This window comes from Anaerovibrio sp., from assembly GCF_024697385.1.
Classification (GTDB): domain Bacteria; phylum Bacillota; class Negativicutes; order Selenomonadales; family Selenomonadaceae; genus Anaerovibrio.
The window spans coordinates 18,082-29,174 of record NZ_JAILFV010000124.1 but is presented as its reverse complement, the minus strand read 5'-3'; the positions used below and the strand labels follow the sequence as shown (position 1 = coordinate 29,174).

Annotated in this window: 10 protein-coding genes; 7 read left to right on the top strand and 3 right to left on the bottom strand. The window is 41.8% G+C overall.

Annotated features, from left to right (window positions below):
• Nucleotides 1–358 precede the first annotated feature (358 nt).
• Genes K6C05_RS07285 through panD form a run of 3 tightly spaced genes read left to right on the top strand, consistent with a single transcriptional unit; the run spans nucleotide 359 to nucleotide 2,564 of the window.
• A complete protein-coding gene (locus tag K6C05_RS07285; protein ID WP_296733089.1) occupies nucleotides 359–1,279 on the top strand; it encodes a bile acid:sodium symporter family protein in 921 nt (306 codons plus the stop codon).
• A gap of 40 nt (nucleotides 1,280–1,319) precedes the next feature.
• The gene (gene panC, locus K6C05_RS07280; RefSeq protein ID WP_296733088.1) at nucleotides 1,320–2,168 is read left to right on the top strand and encodes a pantoate--beta-alanine ligase; all 849 of its coding nucleotides are present in this window, start codon (nucleotides 1,320–1,322) and stop codon (nucleotides 2,166–2,168) included.
• 3 nt (nucleotides 2,169–2,171) lie between these two features.
• Nucleotides 2,172–2,564, top strand: a complete 393-nt coding sequence (panD, locus tag K6C05_RS07275) for an aspartate 1-decarboxylase (RefSeq protein ID WP_296733084.1) — start codon at nucleotides 2,172–2,174, stop codon at nucleotides 2,562–2,564.
• 215 nt (nucleotides 2,565–2,779) lie between these two features.
• Here the strand turns inward: panD and K6C05_RS07270 are convergent, their stop codons facing one another.
• Nucleotides 2,780–4,711, bottom strand: a complete 1,932-nt coding sequence (locus K6C05_RS07270) for a nicotinate-nucleotide--dimethylbenzimidazole phosphoribosyltransferase (protein ID WP_296733082.1) — start codon at nucleotides 4,709–4,711, stop codon at nucleotides 2,780–2,782.
• Nucleotides 4,711–6,903 (bottom strand): Tex family protein, encoded by a 2,193-nt coding sequence (locus tag K6C05_RS07265; protein WP_296733079.1) that lies wholly within the window; start codon nucleotides 6,901–6,903, stop codon nucleotides 4,711–4,713. The genes K6C05_RS07270 and K6C05_RS07265 overlap by 1 nt, the downstream gene beginning before the upstream one ends.
• A 466-nt stretch (nucleotides 6,904–7,369) precedes the next feature.
• Here K6C05_RS07265 and K6C05_RS07260 point away from each other — a divergent pair, with 466 nt between their 5' ends.
• From K6C05_RS07260 to rlmH, 4 genes are all read left to right on the top strand, one after another.
• Nucleotides 7,370–7,798, top strand: a complete 429-nt coding sequence (locus tag K6C05_RS07260; RefSeq protein ID WP_296733077.1) for a Fur family transcriptional regulator — start codon at nucleotides 7,370–7,372, stop codon at nucleotides 7,796–7,798.
• A 242-nt stretch (nucleotides 7,799–8,040) separates the two neighbouring features.
• Nucleotides 8,041–8,802 (top strand): MBL fold metallo-hydrolase, encoded by a 762-nt coding sequence (locus K6C05_RS07255; protein ID WP_296733075.1) that lies wholly within the window; start codon nucleotides 8,041–8,043, stop codon nucleotides 8,800–8,802.
• Between the two features lie 18 nt (nucleotides 8,803–8,820).
• A complete protein-coding gene (locus K6C05_RS07250) occupies nucleotides 8,821–9,906 on the top strand; it encodes a trypsin-like peptidase domain-containing protein (RefSeq protein WP_296733071.1) in 1,086 nt (361 codons plus the stop codon).
• Between the two features lie 6 nt (nucleotides 9,907–9,912).
• Entirely contained in the window at nucleotides 9,913–10,392 is a 480-nt protein-coding gene (gene rlmH / locus K6C05_RS07245; protein WP_296733067.1) for a 23S rRNA (pseudouridine(1915)-N(3))-methyltransferase RlmH, read from the top strand.
• An 85-nt stretch (nucleotides 10,393–10,477) separates the two neighbouring features.
• Here the strand turns inward: rlmH and K6C05_RS07240 are convergent, their stop codons facing one another.
• Nucleotides 10,478–10,924 (bottom strand): Lrp/AsnC family transcriptional regulator, encoded by a 447-nt coding sequence (locus K6C05_RS07240; RefSeq protein ID WP_296733064.1) that lies wholly within the window; start codon nucleotides 10,922–10,924, stop codon nucleotides 10,478–10,480.
• Nucleotides 10,925–11,093 lie beyond the last annotated feature (169 nt).

The following is an 11,093-nucleotide window of genomic DNA, read 5'->3' as shown; positions in this document are numbered from 1 at the left end:
ATGTTCTGCTTATTTGCAAGTAAAGGATGCTTTCCAAAAGGGGAAGGCATAAGTAACGATGGTTGCTATTTATATTTAAATGTGTTATGATTTTTCACGGACAAGGGATGACATCCATTAGTGGAGTCATACTCAATGATGTGTTTTTCATTTATTTTTCGCTTAGATCCTTGTGACTGAGACGGATGATATCAGCTGGTTGATGGCCTGCTTTTATTTGTGTTTTCACGCCTCTTTATCCTCAGGGATAAGGAGGCTTTTTATATTACTTGAAAGTCCCTTGTCAAAAACAATATTTTGGGGAGGTGCTTTTTTGAAAGCAGTATTAAAAAGCGTTTGCAATTTTCTTGTAAGCAACATGAGTTTATTTGTATTTTTAATTGGTGTATTTGCCGTATGGAAGCCTGAGGCTTTATCATGGGTTGGCCCGCATATTCCTGTGTTTTTGGGGATTATCATGTTCGGGATGGGCATGACCCTTACAGTGGATGATTTTAAAAACATTGTCAGGAATCCAAAAGGGATTTTTATTGGTGTGTTTGCACAATTTCTTATAATGCCTGCTGTGGCCTTTTGTTTAGTGAAGGCCTTTGGCTTACCACCGGAAATTGCTATTGGTGTTATATTAGTTGGAACATGTCCTGGTGGTACTGCCTCTAATGTAATTGCCTTTTTGGCAAAGGGCGATGTGGCCTTATCTGTTTCCATGTCTGCCACATCAACCATATTGGCACCACTTGTTACTCCAATCTTGACTTACTTGCTGGCTGATGCTGTTATAGATGTTTCTGTTACATCCATGATGATGTCTATTGTAAAAATGGTTTTGTTGCCGGTATTGCTTGGTTTGGCAGTTCATCATTTCTTTGAAAACTTTTCCCGGACCATCAATCCTTTTATGCCAGTGCTTTCAGCAGTGACTGTCGTGCTCACGGTGGGTGGTGTTGTTTCTTTAAGTGCAGCTAAGCTTCTGGATGTGGGTATGATGATGTTTGTTGTGGTTATATGTCATAATTCTTTTGGATTGTTATTGGGATATATTTTGGCAAAAACCTTCCGTTTGGACGAAAAGAGCAGTCGTACTGTATCGATTGAGGTGGGGATGCAGAATTCCGGTATGGCAGCATCCTTGGCGGTAATGTATTTTGATCCGATTGCGGCTATTCCCGGGGCAATCTTTAGTGTATGGCACAATGTTTCCGGAGCACTTCTGGCCAATTATTTTGCAAAGCATTCAGAGAACGGGAAGGTGCCCAGTATAGAAGTAAAGGTTTCATAAAACCTGATGAGCTAAAGTTTAATAAGTGAGGCAATTAATGATGAAGATTTTGAGAACGCAGAATGAAATAAAACAGTATTCCCTGGAGATGAAAAAGGCGGGGAAGTCTATTGGTTTGGTGCCGACCATGGGGGCTTTGCATGAAGGGCATCTGACTTTGATGCGCACAGCCAGAAAAGCTGTGGATGTTGTCATTGCTTCGGTTTTTGTAAATCCGGTTCAGTTTGGGCCTAATGAGGATTTTGATGCTTATCCCCGTCAATTTGAAGAGGACTGTAAAAAATTGGAAGAGACTGGTGTGGATGCCGTATTTCATCCAGAGCCAAGTGAAATGTACCCTGAGGGATTTTGCACTTATGTAAATGTGGAGGGAGATTTCACCAAAAAGCTGTGCGGTGGCCAGCGCCCAGGACATTTTCGTGGTGTAGCTACCGTAGTTACCAAGCTCATTAATCTTGCCCGGGCTGATAAAGCCTTCTTTGGACAGAAGGATGCCCAGCAGGTTTGTGTTATCAGGCGCTTTGTGGAGGATCTGGCAATACCTGTTGAGATCAATATGGTACCTATTGTTCGTGAAGATAGTGGTCTGGCCAGGAGTTCACGCAATGTTTATTTAAGCCCTGAAGAGAAAAAGGCAGCACTTGTTTTATCCCGGAGCCTCAATCTGGCTAAACAGGCCTTTGATACAGGCAATAGAAAGGTCAACGATTTAAAACAGATAATCATCGATGAAATCAACAGTGAACCATTGGCTGTTATTGACTATGTTGAGATTTATTCCTTCCCTGAACTGGATGAAATAATAGATGTTACTGGTGAATCGATTATGGCTATAGCCGTCAAGATTGGTAAGACTCGCCTTATTGATAACATAATTTTGGAGGGATAAATCATGATGCTTCATATGTTGAAATCAAAACTTCATTGTGCCGTTGTGACAGAGGCCAATCTTCAGTATATGGGAAGTATCACGATTGATGCTGACTTGATGAAGGCTGCCGGCATATATGAAAATGAGCGGGTTCAGGTGGTAAACAATAATAATGGTGCCCGTCTTGAAACCTATGTTATTCCAGGGAAGCCTGGTTCCGGCGTAATATGTCTTAATGGTTCGGCAGCCAGGTGGGCTCAGCCAGGTGATGTGGTAATTATTATGGCCTATGCTTTTATGGAGGAAAAGGAGGCTGTAAAATATAAGCCTACTGTGGTCATGCTGGCAGCAGATAATAAGGTTAAGGAAATCCGTAATTATGAATGCCATGGAGAAATTTATAACGAGCTTTAAGATGTCCTCTTCCTCTTTAGGTGGGGGAAAACAAACTACAACAGCTGGCGAGCATATCTCCCAGCTCGTTGAAACGCTAATTGGAAGATTTTTCTTCTAAAGAAGAAAAATTTGAACAATGGCGTTATAATTAATCTTTTGGCATAAAAATAAATCCCATTTTTGCATTTATTTTTGCAGAAATGGGATTTCTATTTTTGTAAATAATTATTTTATCAGTGTTGTTTGCCTGCACCAGGTCCATCATTAGCGACGGCTACCTGTGCCTCTGAAAAGGTCTTCATGGTGTTGAGCATATGAATTGATGCTTCTGTAAGGCGTAGGCCAAGACATGCAGTAATTCCCGGAATTTTGATGTTGGTATTGTATAGTGTTGGTTCAATTGGCAATAAAAAAGGTTCTATTTCCGGAATAAGCTGGACTGCATAGGTGGCAACCGCTATAGTGCCTTTATCTCCCAGTACCAGCAGGCTGCGGTTGTGGCTGGCGGCGATAATGGCGCCTAAAATACCTGATGCCAATAATCGGAGATTTTCTGGCAGATGTTCTAAAAAGTTTGTTTTTTCCCATTTTGGGCTTCCATTTTCATGGCATAAACATTCTGCCAAGGTGTCACTGGCATCTTGAGCAATAGGAGACAAGCCGATAACATCATAGTGCATGGAGAGTGTTTCTCCCTGTAGACGACCAAATTCAAAGGCATCCATCTGGCTATGGCCTGAGGTAATGCTTGCCAGGGTAATAGTGGCGTTGAGTTTTTTTATGAATGGAGTAAGACAGATAGTGGCATCCATATCACGAGAAGAACTGTTATCCATTTCAAAGAACAGCAAATGTTTCGATAAGGATGGTGGCAGTTCATCACATAGTATACCACTAAGCTGAATGGCAATTTTTTCAATGATTCCAAGGCTGAAGATAGGCTTGGAAAGTTTATTGAGTCTTAATTGGCATAGCTCCATTGATTCTTTGTCGAGTGAGGACATGGTATTTATATAGTAATCAAAGGTTTTATTGGTGAGTGATATTGATTCGGGGCCAATACACTCACGCTGAAAGATATCCTGTGTGAACAGCTTATTTTCAGATGTCATTTTAAGGTCGCTGAATGCCTTAACGGAACAATCGAGAATATCGGCGACCAAGGATGAACCTATGGCTTCCCCAAGCTTTATGTCCAGATGCATACAAGGCTTAAAACCAAGTTCCTGTAATATTAATGGATGGCCCTGTTCACCGGCAAGGTGGGAGGGCACTAAATAATCCTTGATATTTTGATTGAGTCTGACTGCTAAAAGGGCAGCTGCACTGGAATTAAAGCCATCAAGGATGGTAATGGATTTTGAGGCGGCGGCCCCCAGAATAATTCCTGCAATAGCTCCAAGTTCAAAGCCTCCAACCTTGCTTAGGACATCAATAGGATCTTTGGAATCAGGATGATTAATGTTCAGTATTTTTTGGACAGTAGCCAGTTTATTTTTGTAACGGGTATCAGAAATATTTGTTCCGCGTCCGGTGGTTTTTTCCGCAGGCAATTCCAATAGTGCTGCAGTAATGGCAGCACTGGCTGTTGTGTTGGATATGCCCATTTCCCCAGGGAGAAATACGGTCACACCTTGTTGTTCATGAAGCTGTTTTGCCAATAGCATCCCGTAATAAATAGACTGTATGGCTTGTTGCCTGGTCATTGCGGGGCCTTCAGCCGAATTGTTGGTACCGTTGGCGATATGAAAATCTATTAGTCCGGGGAGGTCCTCAATTTTTAAATTAATACCCAAATCAGCTATACATAAATGGGCACCTATAAAATCCGCAAAGGAATTAGCGGCAGCTCCATGGGATATGAGGTAATTTGCTACCATGTGCAGAGTTGTTTCAGGTGGATAGGCGCTGACATTTTCCTGGGCTACACCATGGTCACCGCAACAAATTACTACGGCTTTTACAGGCTCGGAATCGAAAGTTGTTTGTCCCGTGGCGCCTGCATATCTTACGAGTAAGTCTTTTATGATACCAAAAGAGTCTTTGTCTAATGAAGTGTTGGCTAAAAATTTTTCAACGGTGGAGCTGGCATTACTGCTTATCAAGGGGATTTCACCGATTGACTGCAGCAGGCTGGATTCGTCTATTGTGGCGATGTTTACCATTATGCCAGAGCCTCCTTAGGGACCTGTTTCAGACTAAGTCCGATTCGGCCACGGGCTTCGTCAACACTGATCACTATTACGGTTATAATATCACCTACACTAAGCACATCCAGAGGATGTTTTACACGCTTGTTGCTCAGTTCGGATATGTGAATCAGACCGGCAGTCTTTATGCCTATATCTACAAAAGCACCAAAATCAGTAACATTGCGTACTGTACCACGCATGATGGTACCTACCTTTATGTCGGACAGTTTAATTATGGCCTTGCGGGTGAGTGGCACAGGAAGTTCCTCGCGCGGATCACGGCCAGGTTTTGCCAGTGCGTCTAAAATGTCCTTTACTGTAGGGATTCCTGCTCCTAAGTCATTTGCCAGTTTTTCCGGATTAACAAGTTTTATCTTTGCCTGTAGGATTTCCAGTTGTTTTTTATCCCCAAGAATTGATATGTCTGCACCCAGTTTAGCCAGTATGCTTTCAGCAAGCTCATATGATTCAGGGTGTACAGGGGTGTTATCCAGAGGCATGCTGCCACCGTTAATGCGCAAAAATCCTGCACACTGGGTATAAGCGGAATTACCCAGTCTGGCTACCTTTAAAAGCTCCCTGCGGGAATGAAACGCTCCGTTTTCATTTCGAAAAGCTACTATGTTTTTGGCAATGGTAGCATTAATACCGGCTACATGCTTTAATAATGCCGGGGATGCTGTATTCAATTCCACGCCTACATGGTTTACAGCGGATTCTATAGTTTGGTCAAGAGTATTGGCCAATTCTTTTTGATTTACATCATGTTGGTATTGTCCCACACCAATGGCTTTTGGATCGATTTTTACCAGTTCAGCCAAAGGATCCTGAACCCGCCGGGCAATAGAAACTGCACCGCGGATAGTGACATCATATTCCGGCAGTTCTTCCTTGGCCAAAGGAGAAGCTGAATAAACGGATGCGCCGGCTTCGCTGGTGACGATATAACGGGTATCAAGGTTGTTGTCCTTGATCAGCTTTGCAGCAAATTCCTCAGTTTCAAAGGAAGCAGTTCCGTTACCGATAGATATCAGGGTAACATTATGTTTTTTTATGAGAGCCAATGCTTTTTTTGCTGATTCAGCTGCCCCTTTTTCACCATGGGTGATATAAAGTACACCATGATCTAAAACATTTCCTGTGGCATCGACTATGGCCATTTTACAGCCTGTGCGGTAGCCAGGATCAAGCCCCATAACTGTATAACCGGACAGTGGAGCCTGAAGCAACAGCTGGCGCAGATTGGTTCCAAAAATATCAATAGCCTGCCTTTCAGCACTTTCTGTAAGCTGATTGCGTATTTCCCGTTCCAACGAAGGCTGAATCAGTCTCTTCCAGCTGTCGGCAATTGTATCCTGTAATAAGGCCTGAAAGATAGAAGTTCCCTTTATAAATCTGTCACCGATTCTTGACAGAATTTTGTCCTCGTCAGCCTCCAGCTTTACCTTGAGACACTCCAGTTTTTCTCCACGGTTGATGGCCAATATACGATGCGATGGTAAAGTGCGTACCAATTCCTTATACTCTTTATACATCAGGAAAACCTTGCCTTCTTCGGTAGATTCCTTTTCTTCATCCAGTGAAGTTGTGATAAAAGCTGAGTTCCACAAATATTTTCGGATGTCCTGACGGAGCTGGGCATCTTCTGAAATCATTTCAGCGATGATGTCCTGAGCCCCTGCAAGGGCTTCTTCTGCTGTGGTGATTTCCATTTCAGGATTTATGAATTCAGCCGCGGCTTCTTCCGGAGTACCGGTGGTTAAGCTTTGGAGTATAATTGTATTGGCAAGGGGCTCCAATCCTTTTTCCTTGGCCTTTTGTGCCCGGGTGCGTTTCTTTTGTTTATAGGGAAGGTAAATATCTTCAAGTTCCTGGAGCTTGGTAGTTTTTTCGATTGCCAGCAGTAGATCGTCAGTCAGTTTTCCCTGCTCATCTATTTTGTTTATGATTTCTTCCTGTCGCTTTACAAAGTTTCTGAGGTAAGTCAATCTTTCAGAAATTGTGCGTATTTTTTCTTCATCCAATTCACCGGTTTTTTCTTTCCTGTAACGAGAGATGAAAGGGATGGTGTTACCATCATCCAATAATTCAATCACTGCATTGGTTTGGAAAGGTTTAATTTTTAATTCAGCAGCAATTACTTCGCTGATAGCTTCTTTTTTCATTTAAGTATTCCTCCATCTAATATCAATGACCATATAATTATAACATAAAATGAGGCTTATTCAGTGGGAGTTTTACACTCCCGGTGAATTCTAGCCGAATTTACCCATTGCTTTACGGATGCTTAACAGCCTTTTTAAAGGGGTTTTAGCAGCCGTTAACATCGGATAAAATGAGGCTTATTCAGTGGGAGTTTTACACTCCCGGTGAATTCTAGCCGAATTTAACATAAGTGTATTACGCTGAAGTTTTTATTCGTAATATAATAGGTTCAATTTATTGGTGTATATTGACATTGTAAAAGGCCGACCATTATTATTTATATTATGTTGATGGAAAACAGTATTTTGCTGTGTGTTTCAGGAAACGGATATTAATTGTGATTGAAAGTGGCGTTTGCAGATATAACAGGTATTATTGGGGAACCTGTATTAGGGGCAGGTGTTGATTATTAGGGGAGGAAAGATTATGGACAGACAGGAAGTGTCGGTGCTTTTAAGAGCCAATGGCTTTAAGGTAACACCACAGAGATTGGCTGTATATATGCTGCTGCAGGGCCTGGAGGATCAGCCAACGGCGGATATTCTATACAGGAAATTGGTGGAAAAATATCCTACACTCAGCCTGGCAACGGTGTATAAGACATTGGAGATGTACATCAGAATAGGGTTGGTACAAAGGGTGGATATGGGGGAAGACAGTTGCCGTTATGATGCCAATATGGATAACCATTTATATATCAGATGCGATAAATGTGGCAAAGTCATGGCATTGACCGATATAGATGATTCATCCCTTTTGGCAGATGTTAGTAAGGTGTCTGGTTATACTATCCGGCACAGGCAGCTGTTTTTCTATGGACAATGCAGTCAATGTCAGGGCAATGAGGATAATTAGGTTTGTGCAGCTTAAACAGCCTGATATTGTCATAACTTGTAGGGTGACCCATCACCGGACTGCTGTGTCACAAGGCCTGTATCACTGTATGCCGCTATGGATGGTTTTGACGATTATTCTTTTTTTTGGTATGGTATATTAGTGTTTTAATTGAAAACTAATGGTTTTTACAGAATTTTTTCAGTAGACCTTCCTATACTATAAGTGCGGGTTGGTCATGATACAGGGGTGATTGTTCCCGGATGTTTATCTCGGTTTTGGCCAGTGGTAGCAAAGGTAATTGTTATTTCATAGAAATGGAGGGTAGTTGCCTGCTTGTTGATGCTGGAATCAGTCTAAGACGCATAAAACAGGAATTAGGAAATATTGGCCGTGCTGTTGAGGATTTGGACGGGATTTTTATTACCCATGAGCATAGTGATCATGTAAAGGGTTTGGCTGCTATTACCAAAAAATATCGTATACCGGTATATAGTCGTCCTGATACCTTTAGGGCCATGAGCTGTTATAATGAATTGCCCATGGAATGTATAAATCCCATTTTTGATCAGATCCGATTAGGCAAGGTCACTGTCCGGTCTTTTGGTATTCCCCACGATGCAGTTGATCCTGTAGGTTATTCGGTCCTAGGCAGTGTAAAATGTGTTGTGGCGACTGATATAGGCTTTGTAGACAGTAATCTGCGAAAAGAGCTTGAAGCTGCCAAGGTCATTGTACTGGAAGCGAATCATGATATTGACATGCTGAGGAATGGTGATTATCCATGGCCTCTAAAGCAAAGAATACTGAGTAATAGAGGTCATTTATCCAATGCTGATGCAGCATGGACCTTGGTGCACCTCAAGCAAAGACCACAAAAGGTGTTTTTGGCACATTTAAGTGAGTCTAATAATCTGCCTGCATTGGCCCGGAATACGGTGGAGCAGATTTTGTCCCAGCAACATGTGCAAGGGATAGATATTATTCTTACTGATCAGAATAGATCTGTTAGTTTGGATTTTTAGTTATTAGGAGGAGATAAAATGATTAAGAAAAACAGTTTTATTAAAACCTGTTTGCCCATGGTAATGAGTTTGCTGGTAGCAGGTTCAATTATGTTGGGGGGCTGCAGTAACAGCAAGGCAGCTGAAGGTATTCCTGATGCTACTAAAACTTATGAAATATCTGATGCCAGGAACACCCCGGTGGTAAAAGCAGCAAAGAATGTTGGCCCGGCCGTAGTTGGTATTACCAATAAGGCTATCGCCAGAGATTTCTTTAATATGCCACGGGATGTAGAAGGCTATGGCTCAGGAGTAATTTTCCGCAAGGATGGTTATATAGTTACGAATAACCATGTAATTGAAGGGGCAAAGGAAATCATCGTCTCCTTGTCTGATGGCCGTAGCCTGACAGGCAAGCTGGTAGGTGCTGATGAAATTACTGATTTGGCTGTAGTCAAGGTAGATGCAGATGATTTGCCGGCAGCCGAGTTTGGTGATTCAGATGATGTAATGGTTGGAGAGCCGGCAATTGCCATCGGTAACCCGATGGGGTTGGAATTCCAGGGAAGTGTTACTACTGGTGTCATCAGTGCTGTAAATCGTGTCCTTAATAAGGGCGAGAGCAATATGAAGCTTTTGCAGACAGATGCAGCTATTAATCCTGGTAATTCCGGCGGAGCTCTTGTGAATGCAGATGGAAAAGTAATTGGGATTAACTCACAGAAGATAGTAACCAATGCAGTAGAGGGCATGGGTTTTGCCATTCCAGCCAATACAGTACGCAGTGTAGTAGAAGACCTGATGACTCATGGTCAGGTAATCAGACCATATCTTGGTGTAGGTGTATTTGATAAGGCAACTGCAGCCAGACAGGGATATATTTTGAATATCAAGGCAGGCGTGTATGTTGAGAGGGTTACTCTTGATGGGCCTGCAGGGCGTGCCGGTATACGCCGTGGAGATATTATCCTGGCAGTAGGCGGCAAGGAGGTCAACACTGTTGGCGAGCTTCGTGCAGCTATTATAGAGCATAAGGTTGGAGAAACCGTTGATGTTAAATTCATCTCTGATGGTGCTACATCAACTGTCAGCGTAAAGCTTGATGCTATGCCATTAGAGGACTAATCCTCAATGAAAATACATATAGTAACAGCTGGCAAGATCAAGGAGAAATATCTTCAAAATGGAATAAATGAATTTTTGAAGAGATTGGGGCCTTTTGCTACTGTAAAGATTATTGAAATTAACGAAGAAAAGATGAGGGATAATCCTTCACCGGCAGAGAAAAAACAGACACTGGCCCAGGAGGGCCAGCGTCTGTTAAAGCAGGTGCCTTCAGGAAGCTACCTGATTGTTTTGGATGTATATGGTCAAGGCCTGTCCTCAGAGGAACTGGCTGCCAGAATTGATCAATTGGCGTTGACTGGATGCAGCAATATTACATTTCTGATAGGTGGTGCATTTGGCCTGTCAGATGAGGTGAGAAATGCTGCTGACCTGCTGCTGAGTTTTTCAAGGATGACTTTTACTCATCAGATGGTGCGTTTGCTTTTGGTAGAGCAGATATACAGAGCCTTTAAAATTAATCGTGGCGAAAAATATCATTGGTAATTTCTGTTCTGCAGCAGCTTACACATTACAGTAAATCAAAAAAATGCTGATTCGTTTTAACGAATCAGCATTTTTGCATTCAGAATCATTCAACAGTGACAGACGGTCTGTCGATAATAGACGACAAAACAACAATGGTCTGGGTTTTTACAACACCAGGCTGTTCCTTGATACGGGTTAACAGGCTCTCCAATGAATTAGTATTCTGTGTGATTATTTTCAATGAATAATCGAAATCACCTGTTATATAAAAGCATTCTTTTATATCCGGTTCCCCTACTACAAAATTGGTAAAGCTGTCACCATGGCTAGGATTGTCAAAGCTGAGAAATATCAACGCCATAAGCTGCTTGTCGACAAGGGTAGGATTCAATATTGCAGTATACTGCTGAATCACCCCGGAAGCCTCCAATTTGCGTAATCGCTCGCTGATAGCAGGCATAGAAAGTGATATTTCGGAACTAAGTACTGAAATTGTGACGCGGGCATTTTCTTGCAAACGCTTGAGTATCTTCTTATCAATATCATCCATATTTAACACCACCATTCTGTCTTTATTATAACAGTGAAAAGATAAAAAAGTAAACTTTTATCTTAAAAAATGAAAAAAAATAATTTAAATTGTTGATAAAATTATATTTTATTTTGTTTTGGTTATCTTTTGGCATTTATTGGATAATGGTGTAAAATATAAAGTTGAA

Bases quoted from the DNA above. Each gene is read 5' to 3' on its own strand.
- K6C05_RS07285 (WP_296733089.1), top strand. From the start codon at position 359: ATGAGTTTATTTGTATTTTTAATTGGTGTATTTGCCGTATGGAAGCCT.
- panC (WP_296733088.1), top strand. From the start codon at position 1,320: ATGAAGATTTTGAGAACGCAGAATGAAATAAAACAGTATTCCCTGGAG.
- panD (WP_296733084.1), top strand. From the start codon at position 2,172: ATGATGCTTCATATGTTGAAATCAAAACTTCATTGTGCCGTTGTGACA.
- K6C05_RS07270 (WP_296733082.1), bottom strand. From the start codon at position 4,711: ATGGTAAACATCGCCACAATAGACGAATCCAGCCTGCTGCAGTCAATC.
- K6C05_RS07265 (WP_296733079.1), bottom strand. From the start codon at position 6,903: ATGAAAAAAGAAGCTATCAGCGAAGTAATTGCTGCTGAATTAAAAATT.
- K6C05_RS07260 (WP_296733077.1), top strand. From the start codon at position 7,370: ATGGACAGACAGGAAGTGTCGGTGCTTTTAAGAGCCAATGGCTTTAAG.
- K6C05_RS07255 (WP_296733075.1), top strand. From the start codon at position 8,041: ATGTTTATCTCGGTTTTGGCCAGTGGTAGCAAAGGTAATTGTTATTTC.
- K6C05_RS07250 (WP_296733071.1), top strand. From the start codon at position 8,821: ATGATTAAGAAAAACAGTTTTATTAAAACCTGTTTGCCCATGGTAATG.
- rlmH (WP_296733067.1), top strand. From the start codon at position 9,913: ATGAAAATACATATAGTAACAGCTGGCAAGATCAAGGAGAAATATCTT.
- K6C05_RS07240 (WP_296733064.1), bottom strand. From the start codon at position 10,924: ATGGATGATATTGATAAGAAGATACTCAAGCGTTTGCAAGAAAATGCC.